General features: G+C 63.6%; 14 protein-coding genes and 1 pseudogene (1 of these 15 cut by a window edge). 5 read left to right on the top strand and 10 right to left on the bottom strand.

The annotated features are described in order from the left end of the window. Window positions 1–102: 102 nt before the first annotated feature. Window positions 103–399, bottom strand: a pseudogene (locus tag EGM97_RS19185) (lysozyme inhibitor LprI family protein); the annotation flags it as partial. Between the two features lie 153 nt (window positions 400–552). On the opposite strand from EGM97_RS19185, the gene EGM97_RS19180 reads away from it, so the two are divergent. Beyond that, complete coding sequence (locus EGM97_RS19180; protein ID WP_238960880.1) at window positions 553–1,011, top strand: SRPBCC family protein; 459 nt, start codon at window positions 553–555, stop codon at window positions 1,009–1,011. 452 nt (window positions 1,012–1,463) lie between these two features. Here EGM97_RS19180 and EGM97_RS19175 read toward each other — a convergent pair whose 3' ends face one another. Continuing rightward, complete coding sequence (locus EGM97_RS19175) at window positions 1,464–1,673, bottom strand: hypothetical protein (RefSeq protein WP_238960879.1); 210 nt, start codon at window positions 1,671–1,673, stop codon at window positions 1,464–1,466. Window positions 1,674–1,849: 176 nt separating this feature from the next. Next, window positions 1,850–2,797 carry an AraC family transcriptional regulator gene (locus EGM97_RS19170; RefSeq protein ID WP_238960878.1) on the bottom strand — a complete coding sequence of 316 codons (948 nt, stop codon included), beginning with the start codon at window positions 2,795–2,797 and terminating at the stop codon, window positions 1,850–1,852. 203 nt (window positions 2,798–3,000) lie between these two features. On the opposite strand from EGM97_RS19170, the gene EGM97_RS19165 reads away from it, so the two are divergent. Next, on the top strand, window positions 3,001–3,738 hold the full coding sequence (locus tag EGM97_RS19165) for an SDR family oxidoreductase (RefSeq protein ID WP_238960877.1): 738 nt from the start codon (window positions 3,001–3,003) through the stop codon (window positions 3,736–3,738). Between the two features lie 87 nt (window positions 3,739–3,825). On the opposite strand, the gene inhA is transcribed toward EGM97_RS19165, so the two are convergent. Next, on the bottom strand, window positions 3,826–4,512 hold the full coding sequence (gene inhA / locus EGM97_RS19160) for an isonitrile hydratase (RefSeq protein WP_238960876.1): 687 nt from the start codon (window positions 4,510–4,512) through the stop codon (window positions 3,826–3,828). A gap of 99 nt (window positions 4,513–4,611) precedes the next feature. Between inhA and EGM97_RS19155 the strand changes: the two genes are divergently transcribed. Next, entirely contained in the window at window positions 4,612–5,604 is a 993-nt protein-coding gene (locus tag EGM97_RS19155; RefSeq protein WP_238960875.1) for a GlxA family transcriptional regulator, read from the top strand. Here the strand turns inward: EGM97_RS19155 and EGM97_RS19150 are convergent. The 6 genes from EGM97_RS19150 to tam all read right to left on the bottom strand — a co-directional run bounded on the left by EGM97_RS19150 (window position 5,573) and on the right by tam (window position 11,859). Next, complete coding sequence (locus tag EGM97_RS19150; RefSeq protein WP_238960874.1) at window positions 5,573–6,475, bottom strand: alpha/beta fold hydrolase; 903 nt, start codon at window positions 6,473–6,475, stop codon at window positions 5,573–5,575. The genes EGM97_RS19155 and EGM97_RS19150 overlap by 32 nt on opposite strands. Before the next feature lie 28 nt (window positions 6,476–6,503). Further along, entirely contained in the window at window positions 6,504–6,881 is a 378-nt protein-coding gene (locus EGM97_RS19145) for a hypothetical protein (RefSeq protein WP_238960873.1), read from the bottom strand. 300 nt (window positions 6,882–7,181) lie between these two features. Then, window positions 7,182–9,005, bottom strand: coding sequence for a glycoside hydrolase family 15 protein (locus EGM97_RS19140; RefSeq protein WP_238960872.1), 1,824 nt, complete (start codon window positions 9,003–9,005; stop codon window positions 7,182–7,184). Further along, the gene (locus EGM97_RS19135) at window positions 8,998–9,798 is read right to left on the bottom strand and encodes an SDR family oxidoreductase (RefSeq protein WP_238960871.1); all 801 of its coding nucleotides are present in this window, start codon (window positions 9,796–9,798) and stop codon (window positions 8,998–9,000) included. The genes EGM97_RS19140 and EGM97_RS19135 overlap by 8 nt, the downstream gene beginning before the upstream one ends. 96 nt (window positions 9,799–9,894) lie before the next feature. Beyond that, window positions 9,895–11,028: a cupin-like domain-containing protein gene (locus EGM97_RS19130; protein ID WP_238960870.1), complete on the bottom strand. Its 1,134-nt coding sequence runs from the start codon at window positions 11,026–11,028 to the stop codon at window positions 9,895–9,897. Window positions 11,029–11,085: 57 nt separating this feature from the next. Further along, window positions 11,086–11,859 carry a trans-aconitate 2-methyltransferase gene (gene tam, locus EGM97_RS19125; protein WP_238960869.1) on the bottom strand — a complete coding sequence of 258 codons (774 nt, stop codon included), beginning with the start codon at window positions 11,857–11,859 and terminating at the stop codon, window positions 11,086–11,088. A gap of 145 nt (window positions 11,860–12,004) precedes the next feature. Between tam and EGM97_RS19120 the strand changes: the two genes are divergently transcribed. Together EGM97_RS19120 and EGM97_RS19115 are read left to right on the top strand one after the other, a co-directional pair. Then, window positions 12,005–12,739, top strand: a complete 735-nt coding sequence (locus EGM97_RS19120; RefSeq protein ID WP_238960868.1) for a thioesterase II family protein — start codon at window positions 12,005–12,007, stop codon at window positions 12,737–12,739. A 278-nt stretch (window positions 12,740–13,017) separates the two neighbouring features. After that, window positions 13,018–25,054, top strand: partial view of a non-ribosomal peptide synthetase gene (locus EGM97_RS19115; RefSeq protein WP_238960867.1) — the 5' portion only. The gene runs 362 nt beyond the window's last position; the window shows 12,037 of its 12,399 coding nt (coding positions 1–12,037); it begins with the start codon at window positions 13,018–13,020; its stop codon lies beyond the right edge, outside the window.

Genomic DNA, 25,054 nt, shown 5'->3' with positions numbered 1-25,054 from the left:
TGATGCATCGGTACAACTGGATTAGACCGCACCAATTCAACAATGGACTGGCCCCAGCTCAGGCCGAGAAAAAACTTAACGTCGTGTCCGGGATTAGTTGACCACTACAGGATAGACGCTACCACCCTCGACTCCCGACGCGGAAAAATTGCATTCGGCATCGCGAAAGCCGACCCACGCTCGTTGTGCCTTGACCAACAGTTGCTTGGCCTCGGGGTTGTCTTTCAAACGTGCTGTGATTTGCTTGTACAGGCTGTTCAGCTCGTCGTCGGCGGCTTTCTTTTCCTGGGCCGCGCATTGGTTCATCTCACCCTGGGTGGTGGCGTTGGCGCAATCGTCGGCTTGGGTGATGCTGACAAAAAGCAGCGGTGCCAGGGCCAGCAGCAAGCGTGGAGGCATGTCGATCTCTCCTTGAAGGGTTAAAAATGCAAAGGAGTGTACATCGGGTCAGGCCGCTTTAACGTCACCGCACTGCCAAACATCCCGGCAGATACAACTTTCCGGTTGGCCTTGTGGTCTTACAGACCTACTGTTGAACACAGGAGGTGACCCATGCATTTATCTGATCGCATTGAAAGAAAGATCCTGCTCAAGGCGCCGCGCTCTCAGGTTTGGCGGGCCCTGGCCAATGCCGAAACTTTCGGGCAATGGTTTGGCGTAGCTCTGGAAGGCAAGCGATTTGTGGCAGGTGAGCGTACCCAGGGAAGGATCACTTATCCCGGTTATGAGCACCTCACCTGGGATGTAGCAGTGGAGCGGGTCGAGCCCGAGCGTGTCTTCTCCTTCCGCTGGCACCCCTACGCCATCGAGCCTGAGGTGGATTACTCCCAGGAACCCGAAACGCGCGTTCAATTCGAGCTGGAGGATATGGACGGCGGGACCTTACTGAAAGTGGTGGAGTCGGGGTTCAGCGGTATCCCCGAAGCTCGTCGACTCAAGGCCTTTCGCATGGACAGCCGTGGCTGGGACGAACAAATGGCCAATATCGAAGAGTTCCTGGCCAATACCTGAGTTACCTAGGGGTTTACAGAAGGGGATCTATGGCAAATGTCTTACACAAGATGGTAGCTATGTCGTCTGTTTTACTTTGGATCCGACGCGTAATCTGCCCCCATCCACTGAAGCACAGGGAGTGCTCAGGATCAGGGACGATCGACCTTGCCAGGATGGCTATCGACAGGGAGTCGTAATGGTCTTGGAAAAAACCCGCTTAGGCGGGTTTTTTTTCGCCCTATTAAAAGCCCAGGTGAGGCTGTATAGCGAAACGCTTACAGATCGACGCTACTTTCTCGTCTTTTGCCACACCGGCAATGGGCCTAATCTGTGTCCATCCACTGAGTACAGGGAGTGCTTGGGGTCATGGATGATGGGACCAGGCATGGAATGCCAGACAGGGAGTCAAATTGGTCCTCAAAAAACCCGCTTCGGCGGGTTTTTTTTCGCCTGAGGAAAATTGGCTCCGATCATGCCAAACGCCGGGAGATGGTACGTTCAGCCCCATCGGCCGCCAATGCCTGACCGCCCGGCGTCCGCTCCGAGCCATCAGCAGCCATCGTCTGCTGATAGTCCGGAGCATGGGTAAAGAAACGGTCCTCTTGCTGGCTTGGCAGGGCGAATGCACTGGCACTGAGGGCGAAGGTGGTAGCGGCGATCAAGGTTTTGAGCGTTTTCATGGTAAGACTCCGGTCATGTCAAAGGTTGAGTGCCGGGTCGTTCAGATGTCGTGATCTGCTGAACCCGTTGCAGCGTGACGGCTGTCTTGCTGCATGGGTTCAGATTAGAGAGACGATGGGGGCGGTCGTTAGACGGATACTGCCCTGGTGTTGCCTGATCCTGTTTGTGTGCAGAATCAGGCGCTGTTGGCGTGTAGCGCCTGGGCACGCAGGCGGGCGATGTCCTTGCTCGGAGAGGCGCCAAATAGGCGGCTGTATTCGCGACTGAACTGCGAAGGGCTTTCATATCCCATCTTGTAGCCGATTGACGAAACGTCGCTGTTCTCCGAAAGCAGCAGCCGTCGGGCTTCCTGCAGGCGTAGCTGTTTCTGGTATTGCAATGGGCTCATGGCAGTCACGGCCTTGAAGCGGTGATGCAACGCCGAAGGGCTGAGATTGATCATCTGTGCGAGGCTATCGATGCTCAACGGCTCGGCGTAATGGTTGTTGAGCCACTCGATGGCGCGGTTGATGCGATGGGCCTGGGTGTCCGGAATGGCAATTTCATGCAAGCGTTGCCCTTGGGCGCCACGCAGCAGCCGATAGAAAATCTCCTGCTGGGCCAGTGGCGCGAGGGTGGCGATATCGTCCGGAGTTTCCAGCAATCGCAGCAGGCGCAACATGGCGTCGAGCAGTGGCACGTCGATGCGGTCCAGGAACAATCCACGTCCACTCCGTTGCGCCGGCACACCGATGGGGCTGGCATCGGCGATCAGTCGGCAGACCTGTGCCGGGTCAATGTCCAGGCGAATGCACATATAAGGTCGCTCGGGGCTGGCTTCGACCACTTGGCCGGCCAATGGCAGCGTCACCGAGACCACCAGGTAGTTGAGCGGATCATAGACGTAGCATTCATCTGCCAGTCGTACTTCCTTGCGCCCCTCTATGATCACGCACAGGCCCGGCTTATGCACCAGATGCAGGGCTTCGGTGGGCTCGTCGCTGCGAATGAGGTTCAACGCGCCGATGGCGGTGGGGAACACCCCATTTTCCGGCGCAAAACGTTTCATCAGGTCCGCCAGTTCAGCCCGGCGCTGGTTGAGGCCGTCGTCTGGCGCAATTTGTATGGATGTGGATACCGACATGCCGATCAAATCTCCCTGGCCAAATGAATGGATCGCGCTAGTAAAGCCGATTGTGCGGCTGGCGACCAGCGTCGGTTTTATCGCTACAGGATCGTGCAAGCGGGCAGGAGGATCCGGCTAACCCTGGCCTCGCTCGCTTCCCTAATCTGGACCTGTCGAAACGCTCCCACCGGGGGCCAACACATCCAGACGAGGAAACCATCATGTCCGATATCCAAAACAAAGTAGTGGTCATTACCGGTGCCAGCAGCGGGATTGGTGAAGCCGCGGCACGCCTGCTGGCAGCCCGTGGCGCCCGTGTGGTGCTCGCCGCACGGCGTATCGATCGTTTGCAAGCGCTGGTCCAGGAACTCGAAGCCCGTGGACAGCAGGCTATCTGCAAAGCCGTGGACGTGACCCGTCGTGACGATGTCCAGAGCCTGGTCGACTTCGCCGTCGAGCGTTTCGGCCGGATCGACGTGATCATCAACAACGCCGGCGTCATGCCGCTTTCCAAGCTCGAGGCGCTGAAAGTCGAGGAGTGGGACCGCATGATCGACGTCAACATCCGTGGCGTGCTCCACGGCATCGCGGCCGGCCTGCCGTTGATGCAACGCCAGCGCAGCGGTCAGTTCATCAACATCGCCTCCATCGGCGCCTATGCCGTCAGCCCGACCGCCGCCGTCTACTGCGCCACTAAATTTGCCGTACGAGCCATCTCCGAGGGCTTGCGTCAGGAGGTCGGCGGTGATGTACGGGTGACGGTGATCTCCCCTGGCGTGACCGAGTCGGAATTGGCCGAGAGTATTTCCGATGAAGGTGGTCGGGCCGAGATGCGCGAGTTCCGCCGGATTTCGATTCCCGCGGAGGCGATTGCCCGGGCGATTGCTTACGCCATCGAGCAACCGGCGGATGTCGATGTCAGCGAACTGATCGTACGGCCCACCGCCAGCCCGTTCTAAAACGGACTGAGTCAACATCAGAACGGCCTCTGTGACATATGGAAAAATTTCCGTAGGTACAGAGGCCGATCCGATAGGGAGCGACGGTTACGCCAACGCCAACCGCTCCGCAGCCCGTTGGGTAATCTGCGAGCGCACCCGGAACGATTCCGCCGTACGCCGGCGGGCTTCTTCCAGTACATGGGGCGGCGCGGTATCCGGGCTCCCCGACTCAAACGGCGGGGCAGGGGCATATTCGAGCTGCAGTTGGACCAACTCGGCAATGTCTCGGTCGAACAGCTCGGCCGCCAGGGTCAAGGCAAAATCGATCCCCGCCGTGATGCCGCCACCGGTAATCAGGTTGCCGTCGCGTACGACACGGTCCTGGACGGGTGTCGCCCCGAGGGTGTGCAGCAGGCTGTGATAGGCCCAGTGGGTGGTGGCGCGTTTATCCCGCAGCAGTCCCGCGGCGCCGAGTACCAGAGAGCCGGTGCACACCGAGGTGACGTATTGGGCGTGAGCCGCCTGGCGCTGGATGAACTCCAGGGTCTGCGCATCTTCCATCAGCGCTCCGACGCCCGTGCCGCCGGGGACGCAGATCACATCGAGCTTCGGACAAGCGTCGAAGGTCATGGTGGGAAGCAGAACCAGACCGGTGCTGGCGGTGATCGGAGCCAGGTCTTTCCAGATCAGATGCACCTTCACGTCCGGCAACGAGGCCAGCACGTCGTAAGGGCCGGTCAGGTCCAGCTGTTGGACCTGCGGAAACAACAGCAAGCCGATCTGTAATGTCATGGTGCGTTCTCCTTGTGATGATGCCCGAGGGCTGGACGACTCAACTTTAGGGCCGTAGGCTCTGGCGTATTCGCCAATAAGCCCACGAATTACGCCAATATGCCCAACCCGCCGAAAACCGTTCATGTACTGGCCTTCGCCAACGTGCAAGTGCTCGATGTCACCGGGCCTTTGCAGGTGTTCGCATCGGCCAATGACCTGGCGCGCCAGAAAGGGCTGCCGTTGCCGTACGCGCCGACGGTGATCGCGGCCGGTGGCGGGGCAGTGGTGTCGTCGGCGGGCTTGGCGTTGCTGGCCCAGTCGCTGCCGAGCGAAGGCAGCGATACCTTGTTGATCGCCGGTGGCTGGGGGGTGTACGAGGCGGCGAAGGATCCGGCGCTGGTGGCCTGGGTCAAGGAGCAAGGTTCGCGTTCGCGGCGGGTAGCTTCGGTGTGCACCGGGGCGTTCCTGCTGGCCGCCAGTGGCTGGTTGGACGGAAGGCGAGTGGCCACCCACTGGACCCGTTGTGAACAACTGGCCGCACAGCATCCGCAACTGCGGGTCGAACCCAATCCGATCTTCATCAACGACGGTCCGGTCTGGACTTCGGCCGGGGTCACAGCCGGTATCGACCTGGCCTTGGCACTGGTGGAAGACGACCTGGGTCGCGCCGCGGCCCTGGAAGTTGCCCGGCAGTTGGTGGTGTTTCTCAAGCGTCCTGGCGGTCAGTCGCAATTCAGCGTGACGCTATCGCTACAAAACCAGGGGAGTCGGTTTGACGAACTGCATGCCTGGATCGCCGAGAACCTTACCCGAGACCTGGGCCTGCCCCACCTGGCCGCCCAGGCGGGCATGAGCGAGCGCAGCTTTGTGCGGCACTACCGCGCTGAAACCGGCCAGACCCCGGCACGGGCGGTGGAGTTGATCCGTGTGGAAACCGCCCGCCGGTTGCTGGCCGACACCGTTGTGCCGATCAAACGGGTGGCAGTGCATTGTGGCTTCGGCAGCGAGGAAACCCTGCGCCGTAGTTTTCTGCGGGCCATGGGCGTGACGCCCCAGGCCTATCGCGAGCGGTTCGCGGTCAGCCCTCAAGCAGATCCAGCAGGGCCCTGAGCGTCGCCTCAGGCGCTTCCTGGGGAATGTTGTGCCCAACGCCGGCCAGCACCCGGCGCTCATAGAAGCCAGTGAAATGACCGGCGTCTTCGTCATGTTCGGATGGAGGCCCGACACCGTCGTCGGCGCCACACAGGGAAATACTCGGCACACCGATGGCCGGTTGCGCCGCCAGTTGTTCCTCCAGCCATTCCAGGGTCGGGTCCCCCGGTGCGTACATGAAGCGATGCCGATAGGAGTGGATCACCACGTCGACGAAGTCCGGGTTGTCAAAGGACGGAGCGCTCAGCGGGTACAGTTCGGCACCGCGTTTCCAGGTCGGTGACCACAGGCGCCAGAGCAGCTCACACAACTCACGTCGATTCTGCGTCAGGCCTTCCACGCCACGGGCGGTGTGGAAATAGTACTGGTACCACAGGCGGTGTTCGGTGGCCGGGTCCAGCGGCTGCGTCGATTGGGGAATGTTCTGCAGGTTGTAGCCATCCCCGGTGACCAGGCAGCGCACGCGTTCCGGCCACAACGCCGCCACGATGCAGGCTGCCCGACCGCCCCAGTCATAGCCGCACAGCGCCGCTCGGGGGATATGCAGGACGTGCATCAGATCCAGCAGGTCCTGGGCCAGCGCGGCTTGTTGACCGGAGCGGATGATGGCCGGGTTATTGAAACGGGTCGGGCCGTAGCCGCGCAGGTAGGGCACGATGACCCGGTAGCCGCGTTCGGCAAGGGCCGGGGCGACTTCATCGAAGGCCCTGGGGTCGTAAGGGAAGCCGTGCAGCAGAATGACCGGCTCGCCCGTGGCGGGGCCGTGCTCCTCATAGGCGATGCGCAACAGCGGCGTCACCGCGAAATCGACCTTGAAATCGAGGTTCATATCGGCCTCCGGCAGCACCCGGTTGCCCTCAGGCGGGTTCCTGATTCACGTACTTGGCCCGGTCCGGCGTGAAGGTCACGATCATCTTCGTCAGGGTGCAGGTCAACGTGCGTTCCTGGGACAGGTCGACGTCCAGGTCTTCACCGCGCAACCCCTGCCATTGGGCAAGGTATTTGAGGCAACCGAATTTTTCGTTTTTCTTCAGGCTGCGGCTGACGCCGCCTTTCCAGCCTAACACGGGCAACTCTCCAGCCAGGCAGCGTTGCGCCAGTTCCGGGAATTTCAGCGCCCGCTCGCGGCCGATTTCCCAGCACTTGATCAGGCCCTTGTCCTGGCCTTCCCAGAGCGCTTCCCGGGTCAGGCCCGTGCGGGGCGGGGTGTCGATGGTGCGTTTCACGTGGGTCATGCCTAATCCTTGAATCGGGTTTTATCGGGCAGCTCCGCTGCACCCGTAGCGCATCGATCTTAGGAGGGGTTGGGCGGGCTGGCAACCTGCGAGGCGATGGCGCGATCAATGGCTGGAGTCGGTGATGATTTTCTGTGGCGAGGGAATTTATCCCCGCTGGGCCGCAGCGCGGCCCCCTGTAGAGATCCCTATTCGTTCGGCCTGACATTCTCGGTTGCCTGCTTTTAGGACTGCTGCGCAGTCCAGCGGGGATAAATCCCCTCGCCACAATGGAGTGGAATCCGGTCCGGCGATTGTTGCTCACGGCTGCCAATGATTTTTCTCCCCGCTCAGCTTGCGATCCAGGAAGCTGGCGGCGCTGATCAGGGCCAGGTGGCTCAAGGCCTGGGGCGTGTTGCCCAGGTGGTAGCCGTGGCTGTCGAATTCTTCGGCGTACAGCCCCAGCGGGTTGGCGTAGCGCAGCAGTTGTTCGAACTCCAGTTGGGCTTTTTCCACGCGGCCGGCACGGGCCAGGCATTCGACGTACCAGAATGAGCACGCGACAAACGAGCCCTCGCTGCCGCTGAGGCCGTCGATCGGGTGGTCGTCGTTGCGGTAGCGATACACCATGCCGTCGCGCACCAGGTGTTTTTCAATGGCGTCCAGGGTGGACAGCCAACGCGGATCGCGGGCGCTGACGAAGCGCACCAGCGGCATCAGCAGCATCGAGCCGTCGAGGGCGGTGCTGCCCAGGCATTGGACGAAATGCTGGCGTTCGTCGTTCCAGAAATGCGTCCAGATGTCGTTGTAAATCGCTTGGCGAGTCTCGTCCCAGCGGGTGAACGGCGCGGGCAGGGAGCGTTTGACGGCGAGGCGGATGGCGCGGTCGACGGCCACCCAGCACATGAGCCGCGAATGCAGGAAATGTTGCTTGGCCCCGCGCATTTCCCAGATGCCCACGTCTTTTTCCTGCCAGATGGCGCAGACCTGGTCGATCACGTCGACGGTGTGCTTCCAGCCTTCATGGGAAATCGCCTCGCCGTACTTATTGACCAGGTACACGGCGTCCATCAGCTCGCCGAAGATGTCCAGTTGCACCTGTTCGTACGCCAGGTTGCCGATGCGCACCGGCTGCGCATCGCCGAAACCGCTCAGATTCGGCAACTCGGTTTCCGGCAGTTCCAACCGGCCATCCAGGCCGTAGAGGATATTGAGGCGGGTGGGTTGTTCGCGACAATCGCTGACCCGACCCCGCAACCAACGCATGTAGGCGTTGGCTTCTTCGACGAAGCCCAGGCGCATGAAGGCATAGACGGTGAACGAGGCGTCGCGGATCCAGGTGTAGCGGTAATCCCAATTGCGTTCGCCACCACGGCTTTCCGGCAGGCCGAAGGTGGCAGCGGCGAGAATGGCGCCGTGCTTGCGTGAGGTCAGCAGCTTCAACGCCAGGGCGGAGCGGTTGACCATTTCCCGCCAACGCCCGCGGTAGTTGGATTGGCCGATCCAGCCGCGCCAGAACGCCAGGGTCCGTTCCAGGCACAGGGCGCTGGCGTCATCCGTGAGCCTGGGATCATCGATGCCGCCCAGCAAGAACTCAGCGCTTTGGCCTTCCTGCAGGGTGAAGCCGGCCACCGCTGCGTTGCCGTCCAGGGTCAGGGTCTGGTCCGAACATAAACGCAGGCTGGGTTGTCCTGGTGCTTCGAAGCAGATGTCGGCGTCCTCCAGGCGTGCGGTGGTCGCGGCCCGGGCGTAGTCGTGGCGTACCGCGCAACGCATGCGAAACGTCGCCTGACCGACCGCCATTTGCACTTTGCGCATTAACACCGGCCGATCATCTTCGCTGTCGCCGATGGGCAGCAGGTCGGTAATTTCCACCACCACGCCGTCGCTCAGCCAACGGGTTTGCAGCACGTTGGTGTCGGGCAGATAAATCTGCTGGCGACGGGCGTCCGGCAGGTCGGGAGCGAGCTGGAAGAGGCCCGCTTCTGGTGTGTCCAGCAGTGCGCAAAAGATCGACGGGCTGTCGAATTCCGGCCAGCAGAAAAAGTCGACGCTGCCCCGGTCGTTGACCAGCGCGGCGGAGCGCATGTCGCCGATGATGCCGTGGTTCTCGATGGGGCTCTGGGGTTCGTCATGCTCAGCCATTGCCGCGAAACCCCGGATAGAGGCTCATCCCGCCATCGATGAACAGCGTCGTGCCCACCACATAATCGGACAAATCCGACGCCAGCCAGACCACCGCGTTGGCGACATCTTCCACATCCCCCACGCGACCGTAAGGAATCAGCTCCAGCAGCTTTCGCCCCTGTTCGCCTTCGGTGGCCTCTCGATTAATGGCCGTGCGGATGGCACCGGGCGCGATGCTGTTGATGCGGATGCGCTGGTGGCTGGTTTCCTGGGCCAGGGTCTGCATCAGTTGGTCGATACCGCCCTTGGACGCCGCGTAATTGACGTGGCCGGCCCAGGGGATGCGTTGGTGCACTGAGCTCATATGGATAATTTTGCCGGCGGCCCGGGATACACCTTGGCGGATGCCCTGGCGGTTGAAAATCCGCAGGGCGGCGCGGGCGCAGAGGAACTGGCCGGTGAGGTTGACGCCGATCACCGTGTTCCAGTCGTCCAGGGTCATGTCGACGGCGGCGGCATCTTTTTGCAGGCCGGAATTGGCGACCAGGATGTCCAGCGTGCCAAAGGCGTCCAGCGTCTCGGCGAACAGTCGCTCGACGTCCTGCTCCTTCGACACATCGGCGCCAATGGCAATGGCCCGGCCGCCGTTGTCGTTGATTTCCCGGGCCAGGTCTTCGGCCGGACCGGCGCCGGAATGGTAATTGAGCACCACGGCGGCACCGGCCGCCGCCAATGCCCTGGCCGAGCCGGCGCCGATGCCGGAACTGGCGCCGGTGACGAGGGCGACTTGCTGGGCGAGGGATATCTGCATGGTTTAGCACCTTGAACGGAGGGCCTTACCTGCTGACTGGTGCGAGACGTTTGGAGTTCATTTGCAGAACACAAAAGCACTGTGTCTCGCCTCCTGTTACCAACCCCGCCCCGAATTCACCCAGAAATTCACCGACAGCGAGGTGGACACCGACTCCACCTGGTGGAACCAGCCTTCGGGCAGGAACAGCAGGTCCCCGGCCTCCAGCGTGATGCGCATGAACGTCACGTTCCGGGCATCGGGAAAGCGCTGATAATCCGGCGCGTCCGGGTTGAAGTCGCAGCCGTCCAGGCCACCTTGGGGCGCCGTGGACCAGGTGCCCAAGGCCTCGCGATGATGGGGCGCGGCAAGGATGAAGCTTTTGCGGCCCCAGACCTGGGCGAACAGGTTATCGGTGTCGTCGCGGTGCAACGGCGTGAGGGTGCCCTTGGGGCCGATCCAGATACGCGGCGGGATGAACAGCGATGGGTCGAAGTAGGGCGGGTACTTGATCTGTTCCATCAGTTGCGCCGGCAAGATGTTATTGCCCATGTAGGCTGGCGGTTCGCCGTCGGCGTCCTTGGGGGCCGGGTTGTCGAGGGAGGCGATGAAATCGGCCATGGACGTGGAGCGAAAGTCCCGTTCAGTGGAGAAGGTCTTTTTCACGTAGTCGCCGTGGCGGGTGATGCCTTGCAGTTGGGCAAAATGTACCAGGGACTCTTCGCGGCTGAGCTTGAACAGCGGCCAGTCCTGCAGCGCATCGCTGATGATCAGCGGAATGCCATGGGGCAGGTAGCGCGATTGGAACTCCTGCACCGACAACTCGCTGCGCGGGCGGCGTTCCACGCTGCGCTGGGTGGGCAGGCTGGCGGTGAGTCTTTCGCTGAAGCGCGGCGGAGTGGGGTAGCGCTTGTTCATGTCGACCTTTTCCGCCACGCCCGCGCCGCGACGGGCATGCTCGATGATCTGCGGCAGCAGGGTCGCCAGCCCCATATTGCCGCCAATCTTCAAGCGACCGCTGGCGAACAACTCCTCGACGTTCGCCATGCCGGCCATGATCCCGAGAAAGTCCTGTTCCGCCACCTCGATGGTCACGTCGGGGCTGGTGTGCCGGCCGGCCTCGGTACGACTGCTGGCCTTGACCTCTGACCAGTACGCCTGTTGAGGCCCGAACACGAATTGGAAAACGCCTTCGATACCAACGGCGCCGGCATTGGCGAACAGTTTGCCCAGGATGGTGTGCAGGTCCACGGCGGTCACTCTTGCTGTTTTGGGTCTTAGCAGATGACGAGAACCCGGCTCAACAATTTAGTCTCGGGTCGCCACGATGAATACCCGTGGAAACGGCAACAGCACCGAACCATCGTCCAGCGCCGGGTACGCCTGTTCGATTGCCTTGAGGTACTGCTCCAGATACTGCTCACGCTGCGCCTCATCCAATGGGTCGAGGAACGGTCGCAAGCCACTGCCCTTGAACCATTCCACCACGCCCGCCGCGCCATCGGCCAACGGATGGTGGTAGGTGGTGCGCCATACGTCGACGCGGGCGCAGTGGGGCTTGAGGATTGAGTAGTACGTGCTGGCGTCCTCCACTTCCGTGCGCGAATCCGCCGCACGGGTCAACTGGCTGGCCCAGGGGCCGCTGGCGGCGATGTCCCGCATCAGGCGATGGGAGGGTTGGTGGAGGGTGTCGGGCATCTGGATCGCCAGGCTGCCGCCCGACGCCAGCTTGCTCACCAGTGACGGCAACAGCGTGGCGTGATCGGGCAGCCATTGCAGCACGGCGTTGGCAAAGATCACGTCGAACGGGCCGGCTTCGTCCCATTGGCCGATATCGGCGGTGTCGAACGCAACGGCGGGCAAGCGTCGGCGGGCGGCCTCGACCATGTCAGCGGAGCTGTCCAGGCCGCGCACCGTGGCGTCGGTGAAATGTTGCACCAACAGTTCGGTTGAATTGCCGGGGCCGCAGCCCAGGTCGATCACCGAGCGCGCCTGCATCGCAGGGATGGCAGCCAGCAGGTCCCGGGCCGGGCGGGTGCGTTCCTGTTCAAAGGTGACATATTGTTTGGCGGACCAGCTCATGACGGGCTCCTTTGGAGTGGGCAGGACGAGGTGCCGCCAGTATAGGAGCAGTCGATATAAGATGGCGCGTCGACGGCACCTGCGACTAATTCAACGTATTGCCACTTCGTTATCTTTCATACACCACCGTTCGGAGAAAACTGCTGTGACCCCACTGACCCTGCTGTGCCTGCCTTATTCCGGCGCCAGCGCGATGGTTTACAACCGCTGGCGGCGCAAGTTGCCCGAATGGCTGCGCGTGCAACCGGTCGAGCTGCCGGGACGCGGGGCGCGTTTCGCCGAGCCGTTGCGCACCGACATGGGCCCGTTGGCGCTGCAACTGGCACGGGAGCTGCGCCCGTCGCTCCAGGCCCCTTATGCCCTGTTCGGTCACAGTCTGGGCGCGTTGCTGGCGTGTGAAATCGCCCATGCCTTGCGCGAGCTCGGCTGCCCTGAGCCGGTGGCGCTGTTCGCCTCGGGCACCGCTGCGCCGACGATGCGGGCCGATTACGACCGTGGCTTTGCCGAGCCGAAGACCGATGCCGAACTGATCGACCAGTTGCGTACCCTCAACGGCACGAGCGAGGAAGTGCTGGCCAATGAAGAGCTGATGGCCCTGACCCTCCCGGTCCTGCGGGCGGACTTTCTGATGTGCGGCCGTTTCCAGCCCAGGGTGCGGCCACGGCTCAACTGCCCGGTGCATGTGTTGGGCGGCACCACTGATAAAGCCACCACTGAGCAGTTGATCGGCTGGAGCCGGGAAACCTCGGGCAGTTTCTCCGTGGATATGCTGGCCGGCGGACACTTTTTCATCCACGAGCATGAGGCCAGGGTGCTGCGCCTGATCAAGGAGCAACTGAGCGTGCATCATCGGCGCCATGGCCTGGCGATCAGCGCATGAGTTGATGCCCAGGCATGCAGGTCATCAGGCATACAGAGCATTAATGTGGGAGCGAGCCTGCTCGCGATGGCGGTGTGTCAGCTTGCCTATTAGTTGCTGATCCGACGCCATCGCGAGCAGGCTCGCTCCCACATAGAGGATCTGCATCATTTTCAAAACCCCCGTTGTATCCCTCTTCTGACACTCATTCTCAAACGCTAATTTTTCCGGTCTGCATTCGTTTTAAAGGGACGACTTGCCTTTGTGCCTTGTGCCCACTGATCCCGGATACCTAGAAAATGAATGCTGAAGACGCCTTGAAACTTGCTCGCCGGTTTATCGGGTTGCCCCTGGAAAAGCGCCGGATGTTCCTGGCGGCGCTGGAGAAGGAGGGCGTGGAATTCAGCGGCTTCCCGATTCCTCAGGGCGTCGAGGCCGAGGATCGCCAGGCCCTGTCCTATGCCCAGCAGCGCATGTGGTTTCTCTGGCAATTGGACCCCCACAGCGGTGCCTACAACCTGCCGGGAGCGGTGCGGCTCAAGGGGGCCTTGAACCTGCCGGCACTGGAGCAGGCGTTCGCCACCCTGATGGCCCGTCACGAGACCCTGCGCACGGTCTTCCAGCGCCAGGCCGATGACAGTCTTTTGCAAGTGCCCATGACGGCACCGTTGATGATCGAGCAAGAGGATTTCGCTGCGCTACCCGCCGACGAGCGCGAGCGGGCGGTGGCCCAGGCGGCTCAGCAGCAGTCGCTGCTGCCGTTCGATCTGGCGGTCGGGCCGCTGTTGCGGGTCAAGCTGCTCAAGCTCGGTGAGCAAGAGCATGTGTTGCTGTTGACCTTGCACCACATCGTCTCCGACGGCTGGTCGATGAACGTGCTGATCGACGAATTCATTCACTGCTACGACGCCCATGAAGCGGGGCAGGCACCGCGACTCGCGCCGCTGCCGGTCCAGTACGGCGACTACGCCCTGTGGCAGCGCCGCTGGCTCGAAGCGGGCGAGCAGGCGCGGCAACTCGAATACTGGCAGGCGCAACTGGGCGACGAGCATCCGGTCCTCGAACTGCCCACCGATCATTCGCGCCCGGTGATGCCGAGCTATCGCGGCAGCCGTCATGAATTCGCCATCGACAGCGTCCTGGCCGATCAACTGCGCAGCGCTGCCCAGCAGCAGGGCGTCACCTTGTTCATGTTCCTGCTCGGTGCGTTCAATGTGCTGCTGCATCGCTACAGCGGCCAGTGCGACATCCGCGTCGGCGTGCCGATCGCCAACCGCAATCGCGATGAAATCGAAGGCCTGATCGGCTTTTTCGTCAATACCCAAGTGCTGCGCACCCCACTCGATGGGCAGACGCGGGTTGTCGATTTGCTTCGAACCGTCAAAGAGGCTGCCCTCGGTGCCCAGGCCCACCAGGACCTGCCGTTCGAACGTCTGGTCGACGCGTTGAAACTGGAGCGCAGCCTCAGCCATACGCCGCTGTTCCAAGTGATGTACAACCACCAGCCACACGTGGCCGACATCACCACGATCAGCACCGCGTCGGGGCTGGAGTTGGGCATGATCGACTGGCAAGGCCGCACCACCCAGTTCGACCTGACCCTGGACACCTTCGAGAAGGCCGGCAAGCTGCACGCCGCGCTGACGTACGCCAACGACTTGTTCGAAGCCGCGACCATCGCACGCATGGCGCGGCATTGGCTGCGCTTGCTGGAGGCGATGGTGGCCGACCCGTTGCAGCGCATCGGCGAACTGCCGCTGCTCGATGCCGACGAGCACCAGGCATTGGTGCACGATTGGAACGCCACCGCCCAGCGCTACCCGACCGACCGGTGCATGCATCAGCTGATCGAAGCGCAGGTGGCGCGCACTCCGGACTCGGTGGCGGTGTCGTTCGGCGACCACAGCCTGACCTACGCCCAGCTCGACGCCCGCGCCAATCAACTGGCCCATCTGCTGCGTGAGCGCGGCGTGCGGGCTGACAGTCTGGTGGGGATCTGCGTCGAGCGCTCGGTGGAGATGGTGGTCGGGCTGCTGGCGATTCACAAGGCCGGCGGCGCCTACGTGCCGCTGGACCCGGAGTATCCACGGGAGCGCCTGGCCTACATGATCGAAGACAGTGGCATCGCCTTGCTGCTGACCCAGGGCTCGCTATTGACGGAGCTGCCCACCGAGGGCGTGGCCGTGATCCTGCTCGATCAACCGGCCGGCTGGCTCGATGGCTACAGCGAGGGCCGGCCCGAGGTGGCGGTCGATCCGCTGAGCCTGGCCTATGTGATCTACACCTCCGGCTCCACCGGCCGGCCCAAGGGCGCGGGCAACAGCCACGCGGCGTTGGTCAACCGCTTGTGCTGGATGCAGCAGGCTTATGGCCTGGACGGCAGCGACGCGGTGTTGCAGAAAACCCCGTTCAGCTTCGACGTGTCGGTGTGGGAGTTCTTCTGGCCGCTGATGACCGGTGCGCGTCTGGTGATAGCCGCGCCGGGAGCGCACCGCGACCCGTTGCAGTTGATCGAGACCATCAACCGATACGGCATCAGTACGCTGCACTTCGTGCCATCGATGTTGCAGGCGTTCATCCACGAGCCGGGCGTGGAAACCTGCGCGGGACTCAAGCGCATCGTTTGCAGCGGTGAAGCCTTGCCGCTGGATGCCCTGCATCAGGTCTTCGCCAAACTGCCGAACGCGGGGCTCTACAACCTCTACGGTCCGACCGAAGCGGCCATCGACGTGACCCACTGGACCTGTGTCGACGAAGGCGCCGACAGCGTGCCGATCGGGCAGCCGATCGCGAACCTGCGCACCCACGTGCTCGACGCCCAATTGAAACCCGTGCCGTGGGGCGTGTCCGGCGAGTTGTACCTGGGCGGTGCAGGGCTGGCGCGCGGTTATCACCGACGTTCGGCGCTGACCGCCGAGCGCTTCGTACCGTGCCCCTTCCAGGCCGGCGAGCGCCTGTACCGCACCGGTGACCGCGTGCGCCAGCGCGCCGACGGCGTGATCGAATACCTTGGCCGCCTCGATCATCAGGTCAAGTTGCGCGGCCTGCGCATCGAACTGGGCGAAATCGAAACCCGGCTGGCGCAGCACCCGCTGGTGCGCGAGGCAGTGGTGCTGGTGCAGGACGGCAAGCACCTGGTGGGTTACCTGGTGCTGGAAAATCCCCAGCCGCCGGAACAGTGGCAACAGGACGTCAAGGCCTGGTTGCTGGGCAGCCTGCCGGAATACATGGTGCCGACCTACCTGATGCCCTTGGACAGGCTGCCGGTCACGGCCAACGGCAAACTGGACCGCAAGGCCTTGCCGCAACCGGATGCCGCACCGCAGCAAGCCTTCGTCGCGCCACAGGATGCGCTGCAAACCGCGCTGGCCGAGATATGGCAGGACGTCCTGGGGCTGGAGCGGGTCGGCCTCGAAGACAACTTCTTCGAGCTGGGCGGCGATTCGATCATTTCCATCCAAGTGGTGAGCCGTGCGCGACAGCTGGGTATTCACATCAACCCACGGGATCTGTTCCAGCACCAGACCGTGCGCAGCCTGGCGCGGGTTGCGAGCGTCGATCATCAGAGTGTCGATCATCAGAGCGCCGTGGACCAGGGGCCGGTCACCGGCGATGCCCTGCTCGGGCCGATCCAGCAGCAGTTTTTCTCGCGGCCGATGCAGGCCCGCGAGCACTGGAACCAATCGTTATTGCTGAGCCCCCGCGAACCCTTGAACGAACAATGGCTCGACGCGGCGCTGACCTGCGTGATCAATCATCACGACGCCCTGCGCCTGCGCTTCGTCGAAGACGCGGACGGTTGGCGGCAAGTCCATGGGCCGCTGCTGCAAAGCGCCGGCCTGTGGCTGCGCGATGCCCAATCCGTCGAGCAGTTGAATGCGCTGTGTGACGACGCGCAGCGCAGCCTCTGCCTGGAAGAAGGGCCGCTGGTGCGGGCCATGCTGGTCAATCTGGCCGATGGTAGCCAGCGGCTGGCGCTGGTCGTTCATCACCTGGTGGTGGATGGCGTGTCGTGGCGCGTGCTGCTGGAAGATGTGCAGCAGGCCTATGAACAACTCGCGGCGGGCGGCGGCGTTACGCTGCCGGCCAAGACCAGCGCGTTCCAGCGCTGGACCGCGCGCCTGAGCGCCGACGCGCTGCGCTTCAACGACCAGTTGGCCTACTGGAAAGCCCAGCACCAGGGCGTTGGGGACCTGCCATGCGACCGCCCACAAGGCAGCCTGGCAAATGCCCACGGCGCGAAGATCCAATGGCGTCTGGACGCCGGTCTGACCCGGCAATTGCTGCAACAGGCGCCCGCGGCGTACCGCACCCAGGTCAACGACCTGTTGCTGACCACGCTGGCCCGCACCATTAGCCGCTGGAGCGGGCAGCCGGGCACGCGGGTGGAATTGGAAGGTCATGGCCGTGAAGACCTGTTCGATGACATCGACCTGACCCGGACGGTCGGTTGGTTCACCAGCCTGTACCCGGTGAAGCTGACCGCCACCGACGAGCTCGGCGGCTCGATCAAGGCGATCAAGGAACAGCTGCGCGACGTCCCGGACAAAGGCCTGGGATACGGCGTGCTGCGCTATCTGGCCGCGCCTAAGGTGCAAGCCGAACTGACGGATCTGCCGCCCGCGCGTATCACCTTCAACTACCTGGGCCAGTTCGACCGCCAGTTCGATGAATCGGCGCTGTTCGTGCCGTCCGGCGAAGGCAGTGGCGTCGCGCAGGATCCCACGGCGCCACTGGCCAACTGGCTGACCGTGGAAGGGCAGGTGTATGGCGGCGAGCTGACGATGAGCTGGGGGTTCAGCCGCGAGATGTTCGACAATGCGACCGTGCAGCAACTGGTCGATCAATATGCCGTCGAGCTGACGGCGTTGATCGAACATTGCGTCAACCTGGCCGTGCCGCAAGCCACACCGTCGGATTTCCCGCTGGCGCGCATCCCCCAGGCGCAACTCGACGAATTGCCTGTACCCAGCGGCCAACTCGACGACCTGTATCCCCTGTCGCCCATGCAGCAGGGGCTGCTGTTCCACACCCTCTACGAGCAGGCTGCAGGCGAATACGTCAACCAACTGCGGGTGGACGTGCAAGGCCTGGATGCCGAGCGTTTCCGCGCGGCGTGGCAGGCGTGTGTCGATGCGCAGGATATCCTGCGCAGCGGCTTCGTCTGGCAGGGCGACTTGCAGCAGCCGTTACAGATGGTCCATAAGCAGGTGCCAGTGCCCTTCACGGTGCTGGACTGGCGTGACCGTGCCGACCCGCCGCAGGCCCTTGCCGCGCTGGCCGAGGATGAGCGAGCAAAAGGCTTCGATCTGAGTCAGGCACCGTTGTTGCGCCTGGTGCTGGTGCGGACCGAGGCCGACCGCTGGCACCTGATCTACACCCACCATCACATCCTGATGGACGGCTGGAGCAACGCCCAACTGCTGGGCGAAGTGTTGCAGCGCTACAACGGTCGCGTGCCTGCCGCCAGTGTCGGGCGCTACCGCGACTACATCGCCTGGCTGCAACGCCAGGACCCTCAACGCAGCGAGGCGTTCTGGGGCGCGCAACTGGCGACCCTGCAAGAGCCGACCCGCCTGGCGCGGGTGATGTCCGCCGGCGAAAGCCAGCAGGGTCATGGCGATCATTTCCAGACCCTGGATGCCACCCGGACCCAGGCACTGGAGCTGTTCGCCCGCCAGCAGAAAGTCACCCTCAACACGCTGGTGCAAGCGGCATGGCTGCTGTTGCTGCAACGCTACACCGGCCACGACAGCGTTGCCTTCGGGGCCACCGTGGCGGGGCGTCCGGCGGATGTGCCAGGCGTCGAGCAGCAAGTGGGGTTGTTCATCAACACCTTGCCGGTCATCGCTGCGCCGCGTCCGGATCAATCGGTCGGTGAATGGCTGCAAGCGGTGCAGGCGCAGAACCTGAGCCTGCGGGAGTTCGAGCACACGCCGTTGGCGGACATCCAGCGCTGGGCCGGGCAGGGCGGCGAGGCGCTGTTCGACAACATCCTGGTGTTCGAAAACTACCCGGTTGCCCAGGCCCTGCAGGACAGCGCCGGGCAAGGGCTGGTGTTCGGCGAGGTCGCTCATCGAGAGCAGACCCATTACCCGTTGAGCGTGGCCGTGACCCTCGGTCAGACATTGGCGCTGCACTACCGCTTCGACCAGGCGCATTTCAGCCCGATGGCCATCGACGAGATCAGCGGGCACCTGACCCACCTCCTGGAAACGTTCGCTGAATCGGCGACCCGCAACCTGGGGCAGATTGCCTTGGTCAGCGGCGAAGAACAGGCTCGTCAGCAGGCTGCCAACCATCCGCAGCCATACCCGACCGATCTCGCTGTGCATCAACGAATCGCCGAATGGGCGGCGCTCAAGCCCCACCGCACAGCGGTGATTTTCGACGGACAACGGTTCAGCTATGGCGAGATCGAGCGGCGGGCCAATCAACTGGCCCACGCGCTGATCGCCCGAGGCGTCGGCCCGGAAATCCGCGTTGGCGTGGCCTTGCCCCGCAGCGAAGGGGTGATCGTCGCGCTGCTGGCGGTGCTCAAGGCCGGCGGTGCCTATGTGCCGCTGGACACCCAGTATCCTCGCGAACGACTGGCGTACTTGATCGAGGATTCGGGGTTGGCGCTGTTGCTGACCGATTCGCGGGTGTCGGCGCAACTGCCGCTGGACGCCGCCGCCCAGGTGCTGGAACTCGATGGCCTGGACCTCAGCCAGCAATCGACGCATGCGCCGTCCATTCAGGTCGATCCGCAAAACCTGGCTTACGTGATCTACACCTCCGGTTCCACCGGTAACCCCAAGGGCGTGAGCGTGGCCCATGGTCCGCTGGCGATGCACTGCCAGGCCATCGGCGAACGCTATGAAATGCGTGACAGCGACTGCGAGTTCCACTTCATGTCCTTCGCCTTCGACGGCGCCCATGAACGCTGGCTCACCAGCCTGACCCATGGCGCTTCGCTGTTGATTCGCGACGACAGTCTGTGGACCCCGGAACAGACCTGTCAGGCGATGCGCGAGTACGGCGTGACCGTGGCGGCCTTCCCACCGGTGTACCTGCAACAGTTGGCCGAACAGGCCGAGCGCGAGGGTAACCCACCCAAGATGCGCGTCTATTGCTTTGGCGGCGACGCGGTGCCCAACGCCGGTTTCGAGCGGGTCAAGCGCGCCCTCGACCCGGACTTCATCATCAACGGCTATGGCCCGACCGAAACCGTGGTCACCCCGCTGATCTGGAAAGCCGGCCGCGACGTGACCTGCGGCGCCGCGTACGCGCCCATCGGCAGCCGCATCGGCGACCGTAGCGCCTACGTGCTGGACGCGGACCTGAACCTGCTGCCCCAAGGCATGGCCGGTGAGCTTTACCTGGGTGGCACGGGCCTGGCCCGGGGTTACCTGAACCGTCCGGGCCTGACGGCCGAACGCTTTGTCGCCGATCCGTTCAGTGTCGGTGGTTTGCTGTATCGCACCGGCGACCTGGTGCGCCAACGGGCCGACGGCACCTTCGATTACCTGGATCGCATTGACAACCAGGTAAAAATCCGCGGTTTCCGCATCGAGCTGGGCGAGGTCGAGGCCAGCCTGCAAGCCCTGGAGGGCGTGCGCGAAGCGGTGGTCGTGGCCCAGGAAGGTGTTGCCGGCAGCGGCAAGCGCCTGGTGGGTTATGTGGTGGCTGAGGCGTCGGTCACCGCGCCTGAGGCGTTCGCCGGGCAACTGCGCGAACAGCTCCAGGCGACCTTGCCGGCGCACATGGTCCCGGCTTATCTGCTGGTGCTCGAACGCCTGCCCCTGACCCCCAACGGCAAGCTCGACCGCAAGAACCTGCCCAAGCCCGACGTCGGCCAATTGCAGCAGGACTATGTGGCGCCACGCAGCGCGCTGGAACGGCAACTGGCGTCCATCTGGCAGGACGTGCTCAAGCTCGGGCGGGTGGGGCTGCGGGACAATTTCTTCGAGCTGGGCGGCGATTCCATCGTGTCGATCCAGGTGGTCAGTCGCGCCCGTCAGGCCGGCATTCACTTCACGCCGAAGGATCTGTTCCAGCACCAGACCCTCGAAGCACTGGCCACCGTGGCGCAGACCGGCACGGCGGCGCCAGTGATCGACCAGCAGCCGGCAACCGGCGAAACCGCACTGCTGCCGATTCATCAATGGTTCTTCGCCCAACCGATTCCCGACCGCCACCACTGGAACCAGTCGGTGATGCTCAAGCCGACCCAGGCGCTGGACGCTTCGGTGCTGGAGCAGGCCTTGCAAGCGCTGGTCGCCCATCACGACAGTCTGCGCCTGGAATTCATCGAGCAGGGCGAAGGCTGGACCGCGCGCTACCGTGACGTGGACACACGGGCCGCCGGGCCGTTGGTCTGGCAGGCCGAAGTGATTGACCTTGCTGCGCTCGAAGACCTGGGCAACCGCGCCCAGCGCAGCCTGCAACTGAGCGGCGATACGCTGCTACGGGCGGTACTGGCGAACCTCGCCGATGGCACTCAACGGCTGCTGTTGATCGTGCATCATCTGGTGGTGGACGGTGTGTCCTGGCGAATCCTGTTCGAAGACCTGCAAAGCGCTTATCGGCAGCTTCAGGCTGGCACAGCGCTGCACCTGCCGGCCAGGACCAGCGCTCTCAAACGCTGGACCGAAGCGTTGCGGGACTATGCCGCCAGCGCCTCGTTGCAGGCCGAACTGGCCTTCTGGCAACAGCAGTTGCACGGCGCCGGGGCTGCGTTGCCTTGGGACAACCCCGAGGGCGGGCAGCAGCATTGCCATGCGCATGTGGTGCGCAGCCAACTGGACAAGACCCTGACCCGACAGCTGCTGCAACACGCCCCGGCGGCCTATCGCACCCAGGTCAACGACTTGCTGCTCACTGCCCTGGCGCGGGTGATGGTGCGTTGGACCGGCGACGACAGTGTGTGGGTGCAACTGGAAGGTCATGGCCGGGAAGATCTGTTTGCCCACATCGACCTGACTCGCACCGTCGGTTGGTTCACCAGCCTGTACCCGGCGCGGCTGACGCCCGTCGCCGACCTCGATGGTTCGCTGAAGCAGATCAAGGAACAACTGCGGGCCATTCCCCACAAAGGCATCGGCTTCGGTGCCCTGGCGCACCTGGGTGATGCCGACACGCGTCGAGTCTTGCAGGGCTTGCCGACACCGTCACTGACGTTCAACTACCTGGGCCAGTTCGACGCCAGCTTCAATGGCCGCGACGACGCGCTGTTCGTGCCCACCGGTGAAAGCGGCGGTGAAGAGCTGAACCTGCAGGGCCCGCTGGGCAGCCCGCTGGCGCTGGACGGCAAGGTCTTCGATGGCGAGTTGGCGCTGAGCTGGACGTTCAGCGGCGAGCGGTTCGACGTCGCGACCATCCAACGCCTGGCGGATGACTACCAGCAGGAACTGACTGCGCTGATCGCCCATTGCTGTGACAGCGCTCACGGCGGTGTAACGCCCTCGGATTTCCCGTTGGCGCGCTTGTCCCAGGCGCAGTTGGATACTCTGGTTCCGCAATACCTGGCGGTCGAGGACATTTATCCACTGTCGCCGATGCAGCAGGGGATGCTGTTCCACAGCGTCTATGGCGAGGCCGGCGGCGACTACATCAACCAATTGCGCCTGGACGTCGAAGGGCTGGACCCGGAGCGCTTCCGTCAGGCCTGGCAGGCGGCGGTGGACGCTCATGACATTCTGCGCACGCAGTTTGTCTGGCAGGGGGACCTGCCGGAGCCGCTGCAAAGGGTCAGCAAACACCTGGAGCTGCCTTACCGCCTGCATGACTTGCGGGGCGCTGCGCAGGGCGATGAAACCTTGCAGGCGCTGGCCGATGCCGAGCGTCGGCAATTGACGCTGGACTCGCCAGCCCTGTTGCGGCTGACCATCGTGCGCCTCGATGAACAGCGCTACCACCTGATCTACACCCATCACCACATCCTGATGGATGGCTGGAGCAATTCGCAGTTGCTCGGCGAAGTATTGCAACGCTACAGCGGCCAGCGTGTCGCCGTGCAAGGCAGCCGCTATCGGGACTACATCGCCTGGTTGCAACGCCAGGACGGCGCCGCTGGCGAAGCGTTCTGGAAAACTGCGCTGCAACGCTTGGAGGCACCGACGCGGCTGGCCGACACCATGCCCCGGTCGGAAGGGAGTGGCGTCGGTTACGGCGACCATGTCCAGGTACTCGATGAGCCGCTGACCCGGCGCCTGGAGGCGTTCGCCCGCACGTCGAAAGTCACCGTCAACACCCTGGTGCAAGCGGCCTGGCTGCTGCTGTTGCAGCGTTACACCTGCAAGGACACCGTGGCCTTCGGCGCGACGGTGGCCGGTCGGCCGGCTGACCTGCCGGGTATCGAAGAGCAAATCGGCCTGTTCATCAACACGCTGCCGGTGAGCGCCAGCCCACGGGCCGAGCAATCCCTGGACAGCTGGTTGCAAGCGGTGCAAGGGCAGAACCTGGCGCTGCGGGAGTTCGAGCACACGGCGCTGCTCGACATCCAACGCTGGGCCGGGCAGGGCGGCGATGCACTGTTCGACAGCCTGCTGGTGTTCGAGAACTACCCGATTGCCCAGGCCCTGGAACAGGGCGCGCCGCAAGGCCTGCGCTTCGGCCCGGCGATCACTCGGGAGCAGACCAGTTATCCATTGACCTTGCTGGTGAGCCTGGATCGACAATTGTCGGTGCACATGAGCTATCAGCGCGCCCATTTCCAGCCCGACACCGTGGCGCGGCTGGCGGCGCATCTGACTCAACTCCTGGGGCAGATGACCGGCCAGGGCGAGCGTTGTCTGGGGCAGTTGTCGATGCTCGGGTTCGATGAGCATCAGCGCCTGACCCACGACTGGAATCCGGTCGACGCACCGTTCGAGCAAACCCTGTGCGTGCACGAGGTGATCGCTCGCCAGGCCGAAGCCACGCCGGATGCCTTGGCCGTGACCTTCGCCAGCACCCGCATGAGCTACAGCGAACTGGACGGCCGCGCCAATCGCCTGGCCCACCGACTCATCGAACTGGGCGTGGGTCCGGAGGTGCGGGTAGGGGTGGCGATGCCGCGCTCCGAACACCTGCTGGTCGCCTTGCTGGCAGTGCTCAAGGCTGGCGGCGCCTACGTGCCGTTGGACCCGGATTACCCGGCCGAACGCGTGGCCTACATGCTCGACGACAGCCGTGCTCGTGTGCTGCTGACCGAGCAGGCCGTGGCGATGACCTTGAACGTGCCGGCCGACACGACGGTGCTGATGCTCGATCGGCTCGACCTGACGCCGTATCCACTGAGCGCGCCACGTACCACGGTCAGCCCGGACAACCTCGCCTATGTGATCTACACCTCCGGTTCCACCGGCAAGCCCAAGGGCGTGGCGATTGCCCATCGCAACGTGCTGGCGCTGATCGACTGGTCCCGTTCGGTCTACAGCCGTGACGACATCCAGGGGGTGCTGGCTTCGACCTCGGTGTGCTTCGATCTGTCGGTGTGGGAGCTGTTCGTGACCCTGGCCAATGGCGGTTCGCTGATCATCGCCCGCAACGCCCTGGAGCTGCCGCACCTGCCGGCGCGGGATCAGGTGCGGTTGGTCAACACCGTACCGTCGGCCATCGCCGCGTTGCAGCGCGGCGGCGAAATCCCGGCCAGCGTGCGCATCATCAACCTGGCCGGCGAGCCCTTGAAGCAGAGCCTCGTGGACAGTCTGTATTCACAACTCCCACAGGGGGCAGGCTCACTCCCAGTGGGGGGAGGCGTCGAACATGTCTACGACCTGTATGGCCCCTCGGAGGACACCACCTATTCCACCTGGACCCGGCGCACCGCCGGTGGCACCGCGAACATCGGCCGGCCGCTCAAGCACACCGCCAGTTTCCTGCTCGGCGCCGATCTGCAACCGGTGCCCCAGGGCGTATCGGCAGAGTTGTACCTGAGCGGTGCGGGCATTACCCGTGGCTACCTCGGGCGGGCGGCGATGACCGCCGAGAAGTACGTGCCCAATCCGTTCTCCAGCACTGGCGAGCGGATGTATCGCACCGCCGATGTGTGCCGCTACCGCGCCGATGGCGCACTCGAATACCAGGGGCGCATCGACCATCAGGTGAAGATCCGCGGCTTCCGTATCGAGCTGGGGGAAATCGAAGCGCGGCTGCTGGCCCAACCGGCCGTGAGCGAAGTCGCGGTCCTGGCCCAGGACGCCGGGGGCGGTCAACAACTGGTGGCCTACGTGGTTGCCCCGTCGTTGAACCGGGACGACGCCCAAGCACAACGGGCCCTGCGAGATGAACTCAAGGCCGGGCTCAAGACGCATCTGCCTGACTACATGGTGCCGGCTCATCTGTTGTTCCTCGAACGATTGCCGTTGACCC

The organism is Pseudomonas sp. AF32 (assembly GCF_022342325.2).
Taxonomy (GTDB): Bacteria; Pseudomonadota; Gammaproteobacteria; order Pseudomonadales; family Pseudomonadaceae; genus Aquipseudomonas; species Aquipseudomonas uvaldensis.
This window is presented reverse-complemented; position numbering and strand designations above follow the sequence as displayed.

Coding starts and splice junctions, on each gene's coding strand:
- EGM97_RS19180 (WP_238960880.1), top strand. CDS start 553: ATGCATTTATCTGATCGCATTGAAAGAAAGATCCTGCTCAAGGCGCCG.
- EGM97_RS19175 (WP_238960879.1), bottom strand. CDS start 1,673: ATGAAAACGCTCAAAACCTTGATCGCCGCTACCACCTTCGCCCTCAGT.
- EGM97_RS19170 (WP_238960878.1), bottom strand. CDS start 2,797: ATGTCGGTATCCACATCCATACAAATTGCGCCAGACGACGGCCTCAAC.
- EGM97_RS19165 (WP_238960877.1), top strand. CDS start 3,001: ATGTCCGATATCCAAAACAAAGTAGTGGTCATTACCGGTGCCAGCAGC.
- inhA (WP_238960876.1), bottom strand. CDS start 4,512: ATGACATTACAGATCGGCTTGCTGTTGTTTCCGCAGGTCCAACAGCTG.
- EGM97_RS19155 (WP_238960875.1), top strand. CDS start 4,612: ATGCCCAACCCGCCGAAAACCGTTCATGTACTGGCCTTCGCCAACGTG.
- EGM97_RS19150 (WP_238960874.1), bottom strand. CDS start 6,475: ATGAACCTCGATTTCAAGGTCGATTTCGCGGTGACGCCGCTGTTGCGC.
- EGM97_RS19145 (WP_238960873.1), bottom strand. CDS start 6,881: ATGACCCACGTGAAACGCACCATCGACACCCCGCCCCGCACGGGCCTG.
- EGM97_RS19140 (WP_238960872.1), bottom strand. CDS start 9,005: ATGGCTGAGCATGACGAACCCCAGAGCCCCATCGAGAACCACGGCATC.
- EGM97_RS19135 (WP_238960871.1), bottom strand. CDS start 9,798: ATGCAGATATCCCTCGCCCAGCAAGTCGCCCTCGTCACCGGCGCCAGT.
- tam (WP_238960869.1), bottom strand. CDS start 11,859: ATGAGCTGGTCCGCCAAACAATATGTCACCTTTGAACAGGAACGCACC.